Origin of the sequence: Streptomyces sp. NPDC079141, from assembly GCF_040686775.1 — a bacterium.
In the GTDB taxonomy this organism is placed as follows: Bacteria; Actinomycetota; Actinomycetes; order Streptomycetales; family Streptomycetaceae; genus Streptomyces.
Window position 1 is genome coordinate 1 of the sequence record NZ_JBFBLP010000029.1, and the last position, 19,094, is coordinate 19,094.

The following is a 19,094-nucleotide window of genomic DNA, read 5'->3' on the forward strand; positions in this document are numbered from 1 at the left end:
CACAAACGTTCATGATCATGGTGGCCGTACCCATGCCCGCCCCCGCCCCCATAGCCGCTGACCAGCATGGACGCCAGAACTACAGCTGCCGTGTCTGACGACATAGTCTCGGATGTCCCTCCGTCAGCTTGTGCCACAGCAGGAATGTCAATTCCCTTACGAAACAAGGGGGGTTACGATCATCCGGCTCACGCGGCGAGAAATACTGGCGCGCCGCTCCATCCGTGTCTGACCAACACAGGAGTTCTGCCATGCGTTTGAGCCGAACGTTCGCTTCCCTCGGTGTGACCGCCACCGCCACGGCGGGGCTGGTGCTCGGAGTCGCCCCTCAGTCGAATGCCGACGCGGGGCTCACTTGTCCCGATTCCCAGACGTACTGCATGCGCTTCCACTACAACACCGGCTATGCCGGTTCCCGCACCGTATTCCGGGGCTTCGACCACTACAGCCTGAACGGCTACACGTTCCTCTCCGACGGTGCCGGAAAGGGCCAGCCCGTCAAGAACAATGCCGCCTCCGCGGTCAACATGGCCCCCTACAACCTGGTGATCTACTTCAACAGCAGCCTCCAGGGCGCCTGTGACGCCCTCCCGGAGTTCGGCTCGGCGTACCAGCTGAAGAACACGTACAACGAGAACGCCTCCTTCGGGTACGGCCGTTACGACGGCGACTGCTACAAGTTCTGATCCGCGTGCGACGCCTGGCACCCGCGTGCCTGGCCCTGGCCGCCGCCCTGCTCGGCTGCTCCTCCGGGAGCGGTTCGGGCGAGGGCGGCGGCCCGGCCGAGGCCGCCAAGACTCCCGCCCCATCGGGCAGCACCGCGGCAAAGCCGCAGGTCACCTTTGTCGACCGGCTGCCCATCGCCCGCTACAGCTACACCGCCGACGAGGCCGCCGCGATCGAGTCCGCGCAGCAGGTCCTGACCAAGCGCTGTCTGCGCACGTTCGGGATCGCGTACGAGCCCCCGAAGCAGGAGACCGAGACCTCCCTGCCCGCCGACCGCCGCTACGGGCTGTCGAGCGCGAGCGAGGCGGCACGCCTCGGCTACCACCCCGACATCGGCCCTCTGCCGGCCGGACCCGACCTGCCCGAGGACGCCTTGCGGGTGTTCTACGGAAACCGGGGCGCGGAGCCGGGCAGTACCGAAAAGGTCGTCTACAAAGGCAAAGAGGTGCCGGAGAACGGCTGCTTCGGCCAGTCGGTCGCGCAACTGGAGAAGAAGTACGACGCCCCGGAGGCGGCGCAGATCGCCCGCACCATCTCCACCCGGAGCTATGAGGATTCACTGACCGATCCGTCGGTCAAGGAAGGGTTCCGGAAATGGTCCGCCTGCATGCGGAGTTCCGGATTCCCTTACGCGTCTCCGCTCGAACCGGCGAACAACAAGGCATTCCAGGGCGAGGAGATCTCCGCGAAGGAGAAGGAGATCGCACGCACGGATGTGCGCTGCAAGGAGAAGACCGACCTGCTCGACATCTGGTTCAAGGCCGAATCCGCCCTCCAGAAAGCGGATATCGAAAAGAACTCCGACTCTCTGGAAAAGCTGCTCACGGCCCACCGGAAGAAGGTGGAGGCGGCTCGCCGTATCGTCGCCGAGGGCTAGGCCCTCCCCGCCGTCGTGGTGATGATCACACACACCCCCACCTCTGGACAAGCGCTGAGGTTAGGCTAACCTACCTTCGAATTGCCCGGCGGACGCTCCGCCCTGTTCGAAAGCAGCCACGCCATGTCCAACGCCAGCGCCACCCACCTCACCCGCCGCGGCGTGCTTGCCGCGGGCGGCGCCCTCGGCCTCGGTGCCGTGCTCGCAGCCTGCGGAGACGACGAAGCGAAAAGCGGTGGCTCGGGCGAGGAGACTGCCGCCGCGAAGTCCGGCCCGTGGACGTTCAAGGACGACCGCGGCACGACCGTGAAGCTCGACAAGGCGCCCGCGAACATCGTCGCGTTCACCGGCGTCGCGGCCGCCCTGTACGACTACGGCATCTCGGTCAAGGGCGTTTTCGGCCCGACCAAGACCACCGACGGCAAGGCCGACGTCCAGGCCGGCGACATGGACATCAGCAAGGTCACCATCCTCGGCAACGTGTGGGACCAGTTCAACGTCGAGAAGTACGCGGCCCTCGCGCCCGACGTCCTGCTCACCACCACCTTCGACGACGCCGGCACCCTCTGGTACGTCCCCGAGGCGTCCAAGGACAAGATCGCCAAGCTCGCCCCGAGCGCCGCGATCTCCGTCTTCGACCGCCAGATGGCCGAGCCGCTGCAGCGCATGTGGGAGCTGGCCGAGTCGCTCGGCGCCGACATGAAGGCCGACAAGGTCGTCCAGGCCAAGAAGAAGTTCGAGGAGGCCGCGGCCCGGCTGCGCGCCGCCGCCAAGGCCAAGCCCGAGATCAAGGTGATGGCCGGCTCCGCCAGCGCCGAGCTCTTCTACGTCTCCGGCACCAACTTCTCCATCGACCTTGAGTACTTCAAGGCCCTCGGCGTGAACTTCGTCGAGCCCTCGGAGAAGGCCAAGGAAGCGACCGGCGGCTGGTTCGAGAGCCTGAGCTGGGAGAACGTCGACAAGTACGACGCGGACATCATCATCATGGACGACCGCTCCTCGACCATCCAGCCGGCCGACATCACCGAGGCCACCTGGAAGAAGCTCCCCGCGGTGAAGGCCGGCCAGGTCATCGCCCGCTCGCCCGAGCCGATCCTGTCGTACGACAAGTGCACGCCGCTGCTGGAGAACCTGGCCGAGGCGATCGAGAACGCCAAGAAGGTCGGCTGACCCCCTGACCCCGGTCCCCTGAAGCTCACTCAGGAGCACTCATGACTACCGCCGTAGCCGTCGCGTTCCGTTTCTTCTCTCTCCAGGTCGTACGGACGAGGCGGCTCGGTCCGTCTCTGGTGCGGGTCACCTTCGGCGGGGACGAGCTGCGCGACTTCCACTCCGACGGGTGCGACCAGTCGCTGTCGCTGTTCCTGCCGCACCCGGGGCAGGAAGCGCCGGTCGTTCCGATCGAGCTCGGTGACGGCTGGTGGCAGGGCTGGCGGGATCTCCCGGAGGACGTACGGGCGGTGATGCGCTCGTACACCCTGCGTGCGCTGCGGCGCGACCCCGACGAGATCGACATCGACTTCGTCCTGCACGGGGTCGAGCCGGGTGCCGCCGTTCCGGCCGGTCCCGCCTCCCGGTGGGCGGCGGACGCCGCCGCCGGTGACCGGGTCCTGCTGATCGGGCCGGCCGTGGCGGACAACCGGGCGATCCGGTTCCGGCCGCCCGCGGACACCGATCTCGTGGTCGTCTGGGGCGACGAGACGGCCGTACCCGCGGCCTCCGCGATCGTCGAGCAGCTGCCGGCCGGCACCCGCGCCCGGGTGTGGCTGGAAGTGCACCACGCCGGGGACATCCAGGACCTGGTGACCGAGGCCGACGCCCAGATCAACTGGCTGGTCCGTGAGGACCGGGGCGACGAGGGGTCCCCCATGGCCCTCGAAGCCCTGCGCACGGCGGAACTGCCGCCCGCCGAGCGGCCGTACGTCTGGATCGCGGGCGAGTCCGGCTGTGTGAAGGAGCTGCGCCGTCACTTCGTGAACGAGCGCGGCATCGACCGCCGTCGGGTCACCTTCGTCGGCTACTGGCGCCAGGGGCTCACCGAGGAGCAACTGCGCGAGCAGGAGTAGCGCCCGCCCGCCGAAACCGCCGTCGTATGCACGGTCAACACCCGTGTGTACGGCGGCGATTGCTGTGCCGTCCGTGACAACTGCGGCCGGAGTGACGGTAGTCACGGTTGATGCCGCGTTTCACCCGCGTTACTTAGGTTAGGCTAACCTAAGTAACGGACGCGGCCCCCTCTCCCGTCCCTCACGGACCGTCCCCACCGGAGGACCCCCCATGCGCTCGCACCTGCTCAATGACACGACCGCGGAGCAGTACCGCCGCTCCGTGACCGAAGGAATAGAGCGGGTGGCCGCCAAACTCGCCACCACCGACAGCCCGTTCACCGGCGTCACGGTCGACGCCCTCGCCCCCACCATCGACGCGATCGACCTCGACAAGCCGCTGTACGACACCGCCGCGGTCCTCGACGAGCTGGAGGACGTCTACCTCCGGGACGCGATCTACTTCCACCACCCCCGCTACCTCGCCCACCTCAACTGCCCGGTCGTCATCCCGGCCGTGCTCGGCGAGGCGATCCTCTCCGCCGTCAACTCCTCCCTGGACACCTGGGACCAGTCGGCCGGCGGCACCCTCATCGAGCGCAAGCTCATCGACTGGACGACCGCGCGCATCGGCCTCGGCCCGGCCGCCGACGGTGTGTTCACCTCCGGGGGCAGCCAGTCCAACCTCCAGGCGCTGCTGCTGGCCCGTGAGGAGGCGAAGACCGACGACCTCGCCAAACTGCGTATCTTCGCCTCCGAGGTCAGCCACTTCAGCGTCAAGAAGTCCGCGAAACTGCTCGGTCTGAGCGCCGACGCCGTGGTCTCCCTCCCCGTCGACCACGACAAGCGCATGCAGACCGTCGCGCTCGCCCACGAGCTGGAGCGCTGCAAGCAGGACGGCCTCGTCCCCATGGCCGTCGTCGCCACCGCGGGCACCACCGACTTCGGCTCCATCGACCCGCTGCCCGAAATCGCCGAGCTGTGCGAGCAGTTCGGCGCCTGGATGCACGTGGACGCCGCCTACGGCTGCGGCCTGCTCGCCTCCGTGAAGTACCGCGGCCGGATCGACGGCATCGAGCGCGCCGACTCGGTCACCGTGGACTACCACAAGTCCTTCTTCCAGCCGGTGAGTTCCTCGGCCGTCCTGGTCCGCGATGCCGCCACCCTGCGGCACGCTACCTACCACGCGGAGTACCTCAACCCGCGCCGGATGGTGCAGGAACGTATCCCCAACCAGGTCGACAAGTCCCTCCAGACCACCCGCCGCTTCGACGCGCTGAAGCTGTGGATGACGCTGCGCGTGATGGGCGCCGACGGCATCGGACAGCTCTTCGACGAGGTCGTCGACCTGGCCGCCGAGGGCTGGAAGCTGCTCGCCGCCGACCCCCGCTTCGACGTCGTCGTCGAGCCGAGCCTGTCCACCCTGGTCTTCCGCTACATCCCGGCCGCCGTCACCGACCCGGCCGAGATCGACCGCGCCAACCTCTACGCCCGCAAGGCCCTGTTCGCCTCCGGCGACGCGGTGGTCGCCGGCACCAAGGTCGGCGCCCGCCACTACCTGAAGTTCACCCTGCTCAACCCCGAGACCACCACGGCCGACATGGCCGCCGTCCTCGACCTGATCGCCGGCCACGCCGAGCAGTACCTGGGAGAGTCCCTTGACCGCGCTTCCTGAATCCACGAGCAAGACCTACGACTTCGTGGGCATCGGGCTCGGCCCGTTCAACCTGGGCCTCGCCTGCCTCACCGAGCCGATCGCCGAACTCGACGGAGTCTTCCTGGAGTCGAAGCCGGACTTCGAGTGGCACGCCGGCATGTTCCTGGAAGGCGCCCACCTCCAGACCCCGTTCATGTCGGACCTGGTCACCCTCGCCGACCCGACCTCGCCGTACTCCTTCCTGAACTACCTGAAGGAGAAAGGCCGGCTCTACTCGTTCTACATCCGCGAGAACTTCTACCCGCTGCGGGTCGAGTACGACGACTACTGCCGCTGGGCCGCGAACAGACTGAGCAGCGTCCGCTTCAGTACGACGGTCAGCGAGGTGACGTACGAGGACGAGCTGTACGTCGTACGGACCGAGGCCGGCGAGGTCTACCGCGCCCGCCACCTGGTCCTCGGCACCGGCACCTCCCCGCACTACCCGAAGGCCGTCGAGGGCCTGGGCGGCGACTTCTTCCACAACTCCCGCTACATGCAGCACAAGGCGGAGCTCCAGAAGAAGGACTCGATCACGATCGTCGGCTCCGGCCAGTCCGCCGCCGAGATCTACTACGACCTCCTCGCCGAGATCGACGTCCACGGCTACCGGCTGAACTGGGTCACCCGCTCCCCGCGCTTCTTCCCGCTGGAGTACACCAAGCTCACGCTGGAGATGACCTCGCCGGAGTACGTCGACTACTACCGCGCCCTGCCGGAGGACACCCGCTACCGGCTGACCGCCCAGCAGAAGGGCCTGTTCAAGGGCATCGACGGCGACCTGATCAACGAGATCTTCGACCTGCTCTACCAGAAGAACCTCGGCGGCCCGGTCCCCACCCGTCTGCTCACCAACTCCTCCCTCAACAGCGCGCGGTACGAGAACGGCACGTACACGCTCTCCTTCCGCCAGGAGGAGCAGGAGAAGGACTACGAGATCGAGTCCCAGGGCCTGGTCCTGGCCACCGGCTACGCCTACGCCGAGCCCGAGTTCCTCGCCCCGGTCCAGGACCGCCTGGTGCGCGACGCCCACGGCAGCTTCGACGTCGCCCGCAACTACGCGATCGACGTGACCGGCCGCGGTGTGTTCCTCCAGAACGCCGGCGTGCACACGCACAGCATCACCAGCCCCGACCTGGGCATGGGCGCCTACCGCAACAGCTACATCATCCGCGAGCTGCTCGGCAGCGAGTACTACCCGGTCGAGAAGACCATCGCGTTCCAGGAGTTCGCCGTATGAGCACCACAGACATGGGCACCTTCACCTTCCGCCCCCTCGACCCCCTGAAGGACGCCGAGCTGCTGCACGCCTGGGTCACCCACCCCAAGGCCGCCTTCTGGATGATGCAGGACGCCAAACTGGAGGACGTCGAACGCGCCTACATGGAGATCGCGGCCGACGAGCACCACCACGCCCTGCTGGGCCTCGACGATCACGGCGCCCCCGCCTTCCTCATGGAGAAGTACGACCCCGCCCACCGCGAACTGGTCGGCCTGTACGAACCGCGGCCCGGTGACATCGGCATGCACTTCCTGACGCCGCCCACCGACCGGCCCGTGCGCGGCTTCACCCGGGCCGTCATCACGGCCGTGATGGCACACCTCTTCGAGGACCCGGCCGTCGAGCGCGTCGTCGTCGAACCGGACGTGTCCAACAAGGCCGTCCACGCCCTGAACGAAGCAGTCGGATTCGTGCCCGAGCGCGAGATCCAGAAGCCGGAGAAGATGGCGTTGCTGAGCTTCTGCACCCGAGAGCAGTTCTTTGCGGCCACGGCGGTGACCGCATGAGCCTCGCCGACTCCGTGGCCCACCTCTCCCCCGAGCGCTGGGAGAAGGCCAACCGCCTGCTCATCCGCAAGGCCCTCGCCGAGTTCGCGCACGAGCGGCTCATCACGCCGGAGGCTCTCGCCGACGGCCGCTTCGAGGTCCGCAGCGACGACGGTCTGACCCGCTACCGGTTCAGCGCCGTCCGCCGCGCCCTCGACCACTGGCAGGTCGACGCCGACTCGATCTCCCGTCACCGAGACGGCGTCGACCTCCCCCTCGCCGCCCTGGACTTCTTCATCGAGCTGAAGACGGCGCTGGGCCTGAGCGACGAGATCCTGCCGGTCTACCTGGAGGAGATCTCCTCCACCCTCTCCGGCACCTGCTACAAGCTCACCAAGCCGCAGACCCCGGTCGCCCAACTCGCCAGGAGCGGCTTCCAGGCCATCGAGACCGGCATGACCGAGGGCCACCCCTGCTTCGTCGCCAACAACGGCCGGCTCGGCTTCGGCATTCACGAGTACCTGTCGTACGCCCCGGAGACCGCGAGCCCGGTCCGACTGGTGTGGCTGGCCGCCCACCGCGACCGGGCGGCCTTCACGGCGGGCGTCGGCATCGAGTACGAGAGCTTCGTCCGCGACGAGCTGGGCGAGGCGACGGTCGAGCGCTTCCACGACATCCTGCGCGACCGGGGCCTCGACCCCGCCGACCACCTCCTCATCCCCGTCCACCCCTGGCAGTGGTGGAACAAGCTCACCGTCACCTTCGCCGCCGAGGTCGCCCGCGGCCACCTGATCTGCCTCGGCGAGGGCGACGACGAGTACCTGGCCCAGCAGTCCATCCGGACCTTCTTCAACACCTCCAGCCCCGAGAAGCACTATGTGAAGACGGCCCTGTCCGTCATCAACATGGGCTTCATGCGCGGCCTTTCGGCGGCGTACATGGAGGCCACCCCGGCCATCAACGACTGGCTCGCGCAACTCATCGACAACGACCCGGTGTTGAAGGACACGGGCCTGTCGATCATCCGCGAGCGGGCCGCCGTCGGCTACCGGCACCTGGAGTACGAGGCGGCGACCGACCGCTACTCGCCGTACCGCAAGATGCTGGCCGCGCTGTGGCGGGAGAGCCCGGTGGCCTCCCTCCAGGACGGCGAGTCACTGGCCACCATGGCCTCGCTCGTGCACGTCGACCACGAGGGCGCGAGCCTCGCGGGCGCGCTGATCGCCCAGTCGGGCCTGACCCCCACGGAGTGGCTGCGCCGCTACCTGAAGGCGTACTACACCCCCCTCCTGCACAGCTTCTACGCCTACGACCTCGTCTACATGCCGCACGGCGAGAACGTCATCCTCGTCCTGAAGGACGGCGTCGTGGAACGCGCGATCTACAAGGACATCGCCGAGGAGATCGCGGTCATGGACCCGGACGCGGTACTCCCGCCGACGGTCGAGCGCCTGCGCGTGGACGTCCCCGAGGACAAGAAGCTCCTCTCCATCTTCACGGACGTCTTCGACTGCTTCTTCCGCTTCCTCGCCGCGAACCTCGCCGCCGAGGAAGTCCTGACCGAGGACGACTTCTGGCGCACGGTCGCGGAGGTGACCCGCGACTACCAGCACTCGGTGCCCGAACTGGCCGACAAGTTCAAGCAGTACGACATGTTCGCCCCCGAGTTCGCCCTGTCCTGCCTCAACCGCCTCCAACTGCGCAACAACAAGCAGATGGTGGACCTCGCGGACCCGGCGGGGGCACTGCAACTGATCGGCACGCTGAAGAACCCGATCGCGGGCCTGTAGGCCCCGCACGGACTGACGGGCACCCGGGGTACGGTCCCCCGGGTGCCCGTCAGTGCAGCCGATTCACTGCCAGGGCACCTGCGGCGACCTGTAATACCCGATCCCCAGCGCCTCCCACCGCTCAGCCTGCGCGGCAAGCCGCACCTTGTACCCGTCCCAGCCGAGCGCGCCCGCCGGCGACCACCCCAGCTCGGCCACCCCCGCCACCCGCGGGAACGCCATGTACTCGATGTGCTCGGAGGTCACCACGGTCTCCGTCCACAGCGGCGCCTCGACCCCCCGGATCGCCGAAGCAGGCGCACCCGCAAGGTAGTTGCCGGGATCCCAGTCGTAGGACCGCCGCACCTCGACATACCCCGCCCAGGACAACCCCAGCGGAGTCCTCTCGTCGTACTTCATGTCGAGGTAGATCCGGTCGGCGGGCGAGAGAACGATCCCCGTCCCACCCCGCGCCGCCGCAACGACCTGCGCCTTCTCCTCCGCACTGGTCCCGTCGAGCCCCCAGTACTGCGCAACGGCCCCCCGCGAGGGGTTCGCCCCGGTCAGCTGATGCCAACCCACCACCGTCTTGCCGTACTTGGCGACGACCGGCTGCACCCGGTCCATGAACTTCACATAGTCCTCGTGCGCGGTGGAGTGCGCCTCGTCGCCGCCGATGTGGAGATACCGCCCGGGCGTGATCGCCGCGATCTCCCGCACCACGTCGTCCACGAAGTCGTACGTGATCTCCTTCGGCACGCACAGCGAGCTGAAGCCGACCTCGGTCCCGGTGTACAGCGGCGGCGCGACCCCGTCGCAGTTCAGCTCGGCGTACGAGGCGAGCGCTGCGTTGGTGTGGCCGGGCATGTCGATCTCGGGGACGACCTCCAGGTGGCGGGAGGCGGCGTAGCGGACGATCTCCTTGTAGTCGTCCTTGGTGTAGTAGCCGCCGGGACCGCCGCCGACCTGGGTCGAGCCCCCGTACGTCGCGAGCCGCGGCCAGGAGTCGATCGCGATCCGCCAGCCCTGGTCGTCGCTCAGATGCAGATGCAGCTTGTTGAGCTTGTAGAGCGCCAACTGGTCGACGTACCGCTTGACTTGGTCGACGGTGAAGAAGTGCCGGGAGACGTCGAGCATCGCGCCGCGCCAGCCGTAGCGCGGGGTGTCCTTGATCGTGCCGCCCGCGACCAGCCAGGGGCCGGGCTGCACCGAGTCCTTCTCGACGGCGGCCGGGAGGAGCTGGCGCAGGGTCTGGACGCCGTGGAAGAGCCCGGCAGGGGAGCCGGCGCTGATCGTGACGTTCCGGTGGTTGCTGTCCAGGCGGTAGCCCTCGTTCCCGAACTCCCCGCTGACCAAGCGGAGTTGAATGCCGCCCGGACCCCGCGTGGCGACCGGCAGCCGGTACCCGGTCGAGGGCCGCAGGATGTCCGCGAGGTACTCCCCGATCCGGCGGACGTCACGCGAGTCGTCGACGCGGATACGGGTGGCGTCGGTGATGCGGTACGGGGAGCCGCCCGGGGTGACGGAGGCCGGGGCGGGGATCACCCGGTCGAGCGGGATCGCGGCAGGCCCCGAACCGGCGGGTATCGCACCCGTGGTGGAGACGCCGGCCGCGGCGACGAGCAGCAGCGAACCGAGAAGGCGAAGCGTTCTGTGGCGCTGTCTCACAGTCGGTCCCTTCGGTGAGCTCCGATAGGTACAGACCACTCTCTCGCGTGACCGATGAAACAATCACCCTCATGGCGGAAATCATCCAGAAGGACGGCACCTGGGTCTTTGACGGGGACGCCCTGCGGCTGACACCGGGAAGGGACAAGAACGTCAGCCTCCTTCGCAAGACCCTCGGCGAACTCGTGGTCCCGCTGGGCGCGTTGGCGGGTGTCTCGTTCGAGCAGGGCAAGAAGACCGGGCGGCTCAGACTGCGGCTGCGCGACGGCGCCGACCCCCTGCTGCACGCCACCGGCGGCCGGCTCACCGAGCCCCACGACCCTTACCAGCTGATCGTGGAGTCCGACCGCTACGGCGTCGCCGAGTACTTCACGGACGAAGTCCGCAACTCCCTGCTCCTGGACCAGGTTCCGGCCGACCCGGTGGACGAGTATCTACTGCCGGGCCCGTCCGTGCCGCTCTCCGTCTCCGCCGGGGACGGCACCGCGACCTTCGACGGCGAGCACATCCGGCTGGAGTGGAACTGGAAGACGGAGGACGCCAAGGCCGCCGCGGGCCCGCGCACCCTCCGGATCCCCGATGTCGTCGCCGTGGAGTGGCATCCGGCGGCCGGCCTGGACAACGGCCACCTCCGCTTCACCGTGCGCAACGCCCCGACGAAGGCGCCGCCGAAGTACGACCCGAACGCCGTGGAGCTGTGGGGCTTCAAGAAGGACCCGCTGATGGCCCTGGTCGCGGCGGCCGTCCAGGCCCGCCTGCCGCATCCGGCCGCGGCCGCCGCCACCGACGTACAGCAGGCGCAGGACGCGCGCCCGCTGCCGCCCGCCCCCGAGGACGATCACGACGCGCTGCTGCGCCGGCTGCGCGAGCTCGGCGAACTGCTTCGCACGGGGGTGCTGACGGACGAGGAGTTCACGATGGCCAAGCGGGCGATTCTGAAGCGTATGTGACCCACCGGACACGCTCCTGCCCGGAATCGGGCAGGATTCTTGCAAAAGCCTCCCCCTTACTCCAGGATCTACCGGGTGCACGACGAACTTCTTGATCATCTGACGCGGTCCACGCCCCTGAGCCGGGGCGAGGCGCTGCGGGTGGTCCAGGACGTGCTCGCCTACTTCGACGAGACGACCGAGGAGTTCGTCCGTCGCCGCCACCGCGAGCTCCAGGCCCAGGGCCTGGTGAACGCGACGATCTTCGAACGGATCGAGGCGGACCTGAAATACCGGGCGGTGGCACCGCCGGAGCTCACGCTCAGGCAGCTGCGCCGGATCGTCTACGGCTAGGAATACCCCTATATGTGCGGAATCGTCGGATACATCGGCAAGCGTGACGTGGCCCCGCTGCTGCTCGAAGGCCTTCAGCGCCTGGAGTACCGCGGGTACGACTCGGCCGGCGTCGTGGTCAGCTCGCCGAAGGCGGCCGGCCTGAAGATGGTCAAGGCCAAGGGCCGGGTCCGCGACCTGGAGGCCAAGGTCCCGGCGCGCTTCAAGGGCACCACCGGCATCGCCCACACCCGCTGGGCCACCCACGGCGCCCCCTCCGACGTCAACGCCCACCCGCACATGTCGGCCGACCTCAAGGTCGCCGTCGTCCACAACGGCATCATCGACAACGCCTCCGACCTGCGCCGCAAGCTGGAGGCGGACGGCGTCGAGTTCCTCTCCGAGACCGACACCGAGGTCCTCGTCCACCTCATCGCCCGCTCCCAGGCGCCCAAGCTGGAGGACAAGGTCCGCGAGACCCTGCGCCTCATCGAGGGCACCTACGGCATCGCCGTGATGCACGCCGACTTCAACGACCGCATCGTCGTCGCCCGCAACGGCTCCCCGGTCGTCCTCGGCATCGGCGAGAAGGAGATGTTCGTCGCCTCGGACATCGCCGCCCTGGTCACCCACACGCGGCAGATAGTGACCCTCGACGACGGCGAGATGGCCACCCTCAAGGCCGACGACTTCCGCACGTACACGACGGAGGGCACCCGTACGACGTCGGAGCCCACCACCGTCGAGTGGGAGGCCGCCTCCTACGACATGGGCGGCCACGACACGTACATGCACAAGGAGATCCACGAGCAGGCCGAGGCCGTGGACCGCGTCCTGCGCGGCCGGATCGACGACCGCTTCTCCACCGTGCACCTCGGCGGCCTCAACCTGGACGCCCGCGAGGCCCGCCAGATCCGCCGCGTCAAGATCCTCGGCTGCGGCACCTCGTACCACGCGGGCATGATCGGCGCCCAGATGATCGAGGAGCTGGCCCGTATCCCGGCCGACGCCGAGCCGGCCTCGGAGTTCCGCTACCGCAACGCGGTCGTCGACCCCGACACCCTCTACGTGGCCGTCTCCCAGTCCGGTGAGACGTACGACGTCCTCGCCGCCGTGCAGGAGCTGAAGCGCAAGGGCGCGCGGGTCTTCGGCATCGTGAACGTGGTCGGCTCGGCGATCGCCCGCGAGGCGGACGCCGGCATCTACGTCCACGCGGGCCCGGAGGTCTGCGTCGTCTCGACGAAGTGCTTCACGAACACCACGGTGGCCTTCGCCCTCCTCGCCCTGCACCTGGGCCGCACCCGGGACCTGTCCGTCCGCGACGGCAAGCGGATCATCGAGGGTCTGCGGAAGCTGCCCGCCCAGATCGCCGAGATCATGGAGCAGGAGGCGGAGATCGAGAAGCTGGCCAAGCTGTACGCCGACGCCCGCTCGATGCTCTTCATCGGCCGCGTCCGGGGCTACCCGGTGGCCCGTGAGGCCTCCCTGAAGCTCAAGGAGGTCTCCTACATCCACGCCGAGGCCTACCCCGCCTCGGAGCTGAAGCACGGCCCGCTGGCCCTCATCGAGCCCGCGCTCCCGACGGTCGCCATCGTCCCCGACGACGACCTGCTGGAGAAGAACCGCGCCGCCATGGAGGAGATCAAGGCCCGCAGCGGCAAGATCCTCGCGGTGGCCCACCAGCCCCAGGAGAAGGCCGACCAGACCATCGTCGTCCCCAAGAACGAGGACGAGCTGGACCCGATCCTGATGGGCATCCCCCTCCAACTCCTCGCCTACCACACGGCTTTGGCCCTGGGCCGGGACATCGACAAGCCGAGGAACCTCGCCAAGTCGGTAACGGTCGAGTAGGTGCCCTTAGGGGCGCGGGGAACTGCGCGAGCAACCACGAACCACCCGCAGAGGCCCCTCATACAGGACGGCCCCCCACGTGATGCCACCAGTCACGCGGGGGGCCGTCTCTGTCGCCGGGGAGCCGCCCAACCCCCCAGCCCGCGCAGCTAACCGGTGGCCGTCACCCCCCGGCCCGCAGCACGCTTCGGAAGCACCGTCGGCCAGTGGGCCATCGCCGCGGTCGCCGCGTACCAGGCAACCGCGCCCGCCGCGACGGCGAACCAGCCGCCCACCTTCGCAAGCCCGTCGTTCTCGGCGAACATCGCGATCGCCAGGAGCACGAGGGAGACGAAGAACAGCCCGTACGCGCCCTGCCCGAGCTGGTCACCACCGGCGAGAGTCAGGGACAGCGCCACGAGGGCGAACAACAGCAGGAACAGTCCGGCCGCGTTGGCGGAGACCTGCACGTCGGCCGAGACGGCCCAGGTGAACCACAGCGCGCCGAGCGCCGTGAAGGCCGTACCGGAGGCGTTGTCGCGGTCCCTGAAGGCCATCAAGCCGGCGACGAAGAGGGCAACTCCACCCACGTACTGGGCGATTGATACGGCGTCAGCGGCCGAGACCCCGTCGATCACTTCGGTGTACCCCAGCCCGAAGGCCAACAGGGTGATGCCCAGGGCGAGTCGGCCGACCACGGTAGTGATTCCGCTTCCCGCAGAGACGTCGTTGTCCACGGCGGGCTCCCTTCATGCATGTGCAGTTGTGCGGTGAGCGATATATGCCCTTCACAAAGGCACAAACACCTCTACGCGCCAGTAGATTTATGCGCTGCACAAAGGGTGTCCGCGGTACCCACGGCGCATCTCACCAGGGAGAACGGCGAGTTACGGAATGACAACGACAGGCCGCTGCGCCCGCTTGGCGAGCCGCCCGGCGACGGAGCCGAAGATCCGCCCGACGATGCCGTGCGTGGAGCCGACGACGATCGCGTCCGCTTCGTACTCCCGCCCGACCTCTTCGAGCTCGTGGCAGATGTCGCCGCCGCGCTCGACGAGGATCCACGGCACCTCGGAGAGGTACTCCGCACAGGCGAGCTCAAGGCCCAGCACCTCGGTGCGGTGATCCGGTACGTCGACGAAGACCGGCGGCTCGCAGCCCGCCCACACCGTGGTGGGCAGCCGGTTGGCGACATGCACGATGATCAGGCCCGAGCCGGAGCGATGAGCCATGCCGATCGCGTAGGCGAGGGCGCGCTCACTGGAGGTGGAGCCGTCGAAGCCGACGACGACACCGTGCTTGAAGGCGGGATCGCAGGAGCGTCGTGGCTCTTCCGCCGCCAGGGGCTCGGCCGCCGTGGGGTCGGCGACGGGCCGCTTGCGGTCCGCGGGTTCGAAGAATTCGTGACCGGCCATGGCTGTCTCGGCGTTGTAATCCTTGTGTGGGGACGACAGGGTGCGGCGGAGCTGTGTCCGGGAATCATCTTCCCAACCCCATACCCCCAAGGGTACGGCGGCACGCCTCCTTAGCCCAGATCCCGCATTCGCTCTGCGGGGGTTCCAGGGAGCATGCACGAGGGGGCGCCCGTAACGCAATGGTTGCTGCGTTGTACAGGCGGTTCGCACAGGATTCACATACCGGTGGCGCTCGGTCCCCGCAGGCGAACGGCCGGACGGCACAGTGACCGACCGCTCGAACACGCGTTGATCCCGGTGAGCCACCGACACCGGGAGCACGCAATGTCCGGACAGCAGCCCCAGGACACCACCACCGACGTGGTCCGCTGGGCGGCCTTCAGCTGCGTCCTCGTCCCCGTCGTCCTCCTCTGGTACGGCACCTCGCTGGCCGGTGCCACCGGCACCGCGCTGGGGCTCGCCGCCGTCACCGCGGTGTGCCGCGTTCTGCTGCGCCGGTCCGAGCGCGGTGCGGCCCGCCTCCTCGCCGAGGAACACTCGGCGCACGCGCCCCATCGGGGCCGCCGGCACAGGACCGGAACGGGGTCTCACCGAGGGGGACGCCACTCCGGAGGAAATACACCGGTCGGTTGACCGGTTTCCATGCCCTCGGACGCTTCTTTTCAGCCAACTTCTGGCCACCGTGCATCCCGTGGCCGAACCACCCCCCAACCCCCGTTCCACCTGCACGGAAAGGGGTCGCAGAGCCCTGCGCACCCTACGTGGATTGGCCACTGCGACAAGGCGCACTTCCCTGCACGGCCCGTGAGTGCAACGCTTCGTGATCGAATGCTTCACGCCAAGTTGCCAAGTCGACAATGTGCCGGGTGCTGAACTGGTCATCCCGGCACCACGGGACACAGTAGATTCGATCTTGACTGTCTTACGGCGGGGGACTCGTGCAGGACCGAGGGGAAACGTGCAGGAGCGACACAACCGAGGAGCCGCGACCACCGAGGGGGGCTTAGCAGTATGAGCCACGACTCCACTGCCGCGCCGGAAGCCGCGGCCCGGAAGCTTTCCGGGCGACGTCGCAAGGAGATCGTCGCGGTGCTGCTGTTCAGCGGCGGCCCCATCTTCGAGAGTTCCATACCGTTGTCGGTGTTCGGCATCGACCGCCAGGACGCCGGCGTGCCGCGCTACCGCCTGCTGGTGTGCGGCGGCGAGGAAGGCCCGCTGCGGACCACGGGGGGCCTGGAACTCACCGCGCCACATGGCCTGGAGGCGATCTCACGGGCGGGCACGGTCGTCGTGCCGGCCTGGCGTTCGATCACCTCGCCACCGCCCGAGGAGGCGCTCGACGCACTGCGGCGGGCGCACGAGGAAGGCGCCCGCATCGTCGGGCTGTGCACCGGCGCCTTCGTCCTCGCCGCGGCGGGCCTGCTGGACGGCCGCCCCGCGACCACACACTGGATGTACGCGCCGACGCTGGCCAAGCGCTATCCGTCGGTGCACGTGGATCCGCGCGAACTCTTCGTGGACGACGGAGACGTACTGACGTCCGCGGGCACGGCGGCGGGCATCGACCTCTGCCTCCACATCGTGCGGACGGACCACGGCAACGAGGCGGCCGGCGCCCTGGCGCGCCGCCTGGTGGTGCCCCCGCGCCGATCGGGCGGTCAGGAGCGCTACCTCGATCGGTCTTTACCGGAGGAGATCGGCGCCGACCCGCTCGCCGAGGTCGTCGCCTGGGCGCTGGAGCACCTCCACGAGCAGTTCGACGTGGAGACGCTGGCCGCGCGCGCATACATGTCGCGCCGCACCTTCGACCGCCGCTTCCGCTCGCTGACGGGTTCGGCCCCGCTCCAGTGGCTGATCACGCAGCGGGTGCTGCAGGCACAGCGCCTGCTGGAGACGTCGGACTACTCGGTGGACGAGGTCGCGGGCCGCTGCGGCTTCCGTTCGCCGGTGGCGCTGCGCGGGCACTTCCGCCGCCAGCTGGGCTCGTCGCCCGCCGCCTACCGGGCGGCGTACCGGGCCCGCCGACCGCAGAGCGACCGGCCGACGGCGGACGCCGACACCGCCCCCGGCCCGACGCCCACGCTGCACCCCGAGGGTCCGGTCCCGCTCCAGACCCGCCGCACCGCGGCGGCCGGCGCGGTCGGCCCGTCGGCCACGTCGCTGGCGACGGCCGCGGAGCACGGCCGTGAGGCCTACGCCGGGAGCCGGGCGAGCCTGCCCGGCCAGCGCAGCGGAACGTGACCTGGTGACGCCGGGCGGGCCGACAGGCCCGCCCGGCGTTCCGGCGTCGACTCGGGGCACCACGGAAGGCGACGTCAGCCGTAGGGTGGTCGCATGAACGATCGCATGGTGTGGATCGACTGCGAGATGACCGGCCTCTCGCTGTCCGACGACGCGCTCATCGAGGTGGCCGCCCTCGTCACCGATTCCGAGCTGAACATCCTGGGCGAGGGCGTGGACATCGTCATCCGTCCGCCGGACTCCGCGCTGGAGACGATGCCGGAGGTGGTGCGCGAGATGCACACCGCGTCCGGCCTGCTCGACGAGCTCGCCTCCGGTACGACACTGGCGGACGCCGAGGCGCAGGTCCTCGCCTACGTCCGCGAGCACGTCAAGGAACCCGGCAAGGCCCCGCTGTGCGGCAACTCCGTCGGCACCGACCGCGGCTTCCTGCTGCGGGACATGCCGACCGTGGAGGACTACCTCCACTACCGGATCGTGGACGTGTCGAGCATCAAGGAGCTGGCCCGCCGCTGGTACCCGCGGGCGTACTTCAACAGCCCCGAGAAGAACGGCAACCACCGCGCCCTCGCCGACATCCGTGAGTCGATCGCCGAACTGCGGTACTACCGCGAGGCCGTCTTCGTGCCCCAGCCCGGCCCCGACTCCGAGACCGCCAAGGGCATCGCCGCGAAGTACGTCCTGCCTGCTCAGTAGCCGCGCGAGGGGCCCGGAACGGGGCCCCGGAAAAGGCGGGCGCGAGCACCCCTTCGGACCCTGTACACTTTTTCTCGGCCGGTCGGAAAACCACCAAGGCGAACCGCCGGTCATGGTGGGTGTAGCTCAGCTGGTAGAGCACCTGGTTGTGGTCCAGGATGCCGCGGGTTCGAGTCCCGTCACTCACCCTGAGTAATCAGCCGGTGACCTCGATGAGGTCACCGGCTGATTGCGTTACGGGGCCGCCGCGTACGCTCCGGGAAATGATCGAACCTCTGCACACCCCGCGCCTCGACCTCGAACCGCTGCGCGTCGAGCACGCCGAGGAGATGGCCGCCGTACTGGCCGACCCGGCGCTGCACACCTTCATCGGCGGCACCCCTGACACCCCCGAGGCCCTGCACGCCCGTTACGAGCGCCTTGTCGCCGGTTCCCCGGACCCGGCCGTCTCCTGGTGCAACTGGGTACTGCGGCTGCGGGCGGAGGCCTGCCTGGTGGGCTACGTCCAGGCCACCGTCACCACCGGCGCCGCCGAGATCGCCTGGGTCGTCGGCACCCCCTGGCAGGGGCGCGGACTGGCCTCGGAGGCGGCCCGCGCGCTCGTCGCCTGGCTCACCGGCCGGCCGGGCGCGCCCGCGGTGATCGCCCACATCCACCCCGACCACACGGCCTCGGCGGCAGTCGCACAGGCCGCCGGTCTGATACCGACCGAGGAGCGGCAGGACGGCGAGGTCCGCTGGCTGCTGGGGTCATAGCCCCAGGTGAGGCGTATCGTCGGCTTATGAGCCGGTCATGAGGCTGGGAGGCTCGTCATGGGGTCGCGGCGGATTCCTGGGTGGCGGCTGCTGACGTGGCTGGTCCTGGCGTTCAATCTGGCGATGCTGCTGTGGCTCGTGGTCGAGCTGGACGCGGCCGAGGACGACAGCGGGACCTGCGTCGGGGACCTGTGCCGGGAGGCCACCGACCCCGGCAGCACGACCGGCACCTGGCTGGTGGTCCTCGTCTGGCTGGCGGGCATCGTCCTGCTGGGCGCCGCCTGGCTGATCACCCACCACACGGAACGGCCGGGGCGGCGCCCCCGGCGCGGCTGGCACCGCTGACG

19 protein-coding genes and 1 tRNA gene are annotated in these 19,094 nt (G+C 69.0%); 17 read left to right on the forward strand and 3 right to left on the reverse strand.

Features of this window, described 5'->3' with window-relative positions; translation table 11 throughout:
- Positions 1–251: 251 nt before the first annotated feature.
- The 8 genes from AB0Q90_RS40805 (at position 252) to AB0Q90_RS40840 (ending at position 8,901) form a co-directional block, all read left to right on the forward strand.
- A complete protein-coding gene (locus tag AB0Q90_RS40805; protein ID WP_363165690.1) occupies positions 252–686 on the forward strand; it encodes a hypothetical protein in 435 nt (144 codons plus the stop codon).
- A 5-nt stretch (positions 687–691) separates the two neighbouring features.
- Entirely contained in the window at positions 692–1,603 is a 912-nt protein-coding gene (locus tag AB0Q90_RS40810; RefSeq protein ID WP_363165691.1) for a hypothetical protein, read from the forward strand.
- 123 nt (positions 1,604–1,726) lie between these two features.
- Positions 1,727–2,773 carry an ABC transporter substrate-binding protein gene (locus tag AB0Q90_RS40815; protein WP_363165692.1) on the forward strand — a complete coding sequence of 349 codons (1,047 nt, stop codon included), beginning with the start codon at positions 1,727–1,729 and terminating at the stop codon, positions 2,771–2,773.
- 41 nt (positions 2,774–2,814) lie between these two features.
- The gene (locus AB0Q90_RS40820; protein WP_363165693.1) at positions 2,815–3,669 is read left to right on the forward strand and encodes a siderophore-interacting protein; all 855 of its coding nucleotides are present in this window, start codon (positions 2,815–2,817) and stop codon (positions 3,667–3,669) included.
- 211 nt (positions 3,670–3,880) lie between these two features.
- Positions 3,881–5,323 carry a lysine decarboxylase DesA gene (gene desA, locus AB0Q90_RS40825; RefSeq protein WP_363165694.1) on the forward strand — a complete coding sequence of 481 codons (1,443 nt, stop codon included), beginning with the start codon at positions 3,881–3,883 and terminating at the stop codon, positions 5,321–5,323.
- Complete coding sequence (locus AB0Q90_RS40830) at positions 5,307–6,584, forward strand: SidA/IucD/PvdA family monooxygenase (RefSeq protein ID WP_363165695.1); 1,278 nt, start codon at positions 5,307–5,309, stop codon at positions 6,582–6,584. Before desA ends, AB0Q90_RS40830 begins: the two co-directional genes overlap by 17 nt.
- Complete coding sequence (locus tag AB0Q90_RS40835; protein WP_363165696.1) at positions 6,581–7,132, forward strand: GNAT family N-acetyltransferase; 552 nt, start codon at positions 6,581–6,583, stop codon at positions 7,130–7,132. The genes AB0Q90_RS40830 and AB0Q90_RS40835 overlap by 4 nt, the downstream gene beginning before the upstream one ends.
- Positions 7,129–8,901 carry an IucA/IucC family siderophore biosynthesis protein gene (locus AB0Q90_RS40840; protein WP_363165697.1) on the forward strand — a complete coding sequence of 591 codons (1,773 nt, stop codon included), beginning with the start codon at positions 7,129–7,131 and terminating at the stop codon, positions 8,899–8,901. The genes AB0Q90_RS40835 and AB0Q90_RS40840 overlap by 4 nt, the downstream gene beginning before the upstream one ends.
- Before the next feature lie 63 nt (positions 8,902–8,964).
- On the opposite strand, the gene AB0Q90_RS40845 is transcribed toward AB0Q90_RS40840, so the two are convergent.
- Positions 8,965–10,548 carry a beta-N-acetylhexosaminidase gene (locus AB0Q90_RS40845; protein WP_363165698.1) on the reverse strand — a complete coding sequence of 528 codons (1,584 nt, stop codon included), beginning with the start codon at positions 10,546–10,548 and terminating at the stop codon, positions 8,965–8,967.
- A 71-nt stretch (positions 10,549–10,619) separates the two neighbouring features.
- Here AB0Q90_RS40845 and AB0Q90_RS40850 point away from each other — a divergent pair, with 71 nt between their 5' ends.
- The 3 genes from AB0Q90_RS40850 (at position 10,620) to glmS (ending at position 13,661) form a co-directional block, all read left to right on the forward strand.
- Positions 10,620–11,498 carry a DUF4429 domain-containing protein gene (locus AB0Q90_RS40850; RefSeq protein WP_363165699.1) on the forward strand — a complete coding sequence of 293 codons (879 nt, stop codon included), beginning with the start codon at positions 10,620–10,622 and terminating at the stop codon, positions 11,496–11,498.
- Positions 11,499–11,573: 75 nt separating this feature from the next.
- A complete protein-coding gene (locus AB0Q90_RS40855; RefSeq protein ID WP_363165700.1) occupies positions 11,574–11,831 on the forward strand; it encodes a hypothetical protein in 258 nt (85 codons plus the stop codon).
- A gap of 12 nt (positions 11,832–11,843) precedes the next feature.
- Positions 11,844–13,661, forward strand: coding sequence for a glutamine--fructose-6-phosphate transaminase (isomerizing) (glmS, locus tag AB0Q90_RS40860; RefSeq protein ID WP_363165701.1), 1,818 nt, complete (start codon positions 11,844–11,846; stop codon positions 13,659–13,661).
- Between the two features lie 149 nt (positions 13,662–13,810).
- Here glmS and AB0Q90_RS40865 read toward each other — a convergent pair whose 3' ends face one another.
- Both AB0Q90_RS40865 and AB0Q90_RS40870 read right to left on the reverse strand, forming a co-directional pair.
- Entirely contained in the window at positions 13,811–14,377 is a 567-nt protein-coding gene (locus AB0Q90_RS40865; protein WP_363165702.1) for a GPR1/FUN34/YaaH family transporter, read from the reverse strand.
- Between the two features lie 150 nt (positions 14,378–14,527).
- The gene (locus AB0Q90_RS40870) at positions 14,528–15,055 is read right to left on the reverse strand and encodes a universal stress protein (protein ID WP_188293560.1); all 528 of its coding nucleotides are present in this window, start codon (positions 15,053–15,055) and stop codon (positions 14,528–14,530) included.
- Positions 15,056–15,379: 324 nt separating this feature from the next.
- Here AB0Q90_RS40870 and AB0Q90_RS40875 point away from each other — a divergent pair, with 324 nt between their 5' ends.
- The 6 genes from AB0Q90_RS40875 to AB0Q90_RS40900 all read left to right on the forward strand — a co-directional run bounded on the left by AB0Q90_RS40875 (position 15,380) and on the right by AB0Q90_RS40900 (position 19,092).
- A complete protein-coding gene (locus AB0Q90_RS40875) occupies positions 15,380–15,688 on the forward strand; it encodes a hypothetical protein (RefSeq protein ID WP_363165703.1) in 309 nt (102 codons plus the stop codon).
- Positions 15,689–16,066: 378 nt separating this feature from the next.
- On the forward strand, positions 16,067–17,296 hold the full coding sequence (locus AB0Q90_RS40880; protein ID WP_363165704.1) for a helix-turn-helix domain-containing protein: 1,230 nt from the start codon (positions 16,067–16,069) through the stop codon (positions 17,294–17,296).
- A 93-nt stretch (positions 17,297–17,389) separates the two neighbouring features.
- Positions 17,390–17,992 carry an oligoribonuclease gene (gene orn, locus AB0Q90_RS40885; protein WP_363165705.1) on the forward strand — a complete coding sequence of 201 codons (603 nt, stop codon included), beginning with the start codon at positions 17,390–17,392 and terminating at the stop codon, positions 17,990–17,992.
- A 115-nt stretch (positions 17,993–18,107) separates the two neighbouring features.
- Positions 18,108–18,180: transfer RNA gene (locus AB0Q90_RS40890), tRNA-His, on the forward strand.
- Between the two features lie 75 nt (positions 18,181–18,255).
- Positions 18,256–18,747, forward strand: a complete 492-nt coding sequence (locus AB0Q90_RS40895; protein WP_363165706.1) for a GNAT family N-acetyltransferase — start codon at positions 18,256–18,258, stop codon at positions 18,745–18,747.
- Between the two features lie 57 nt (positions 18,748–18,804).
- A complete protein-coding gene (locus AB0Q90_RS40900) occupies positions 18,805–19,092 on the forward strand; it encodes a hypothetical protein (RefSeq protein WP_363165707.1) in 288 nt (95 codons plus the stop codon).
- The last annotated feature ends 2 nt before the right edge of the window (positions 19,093–19,094 follow it).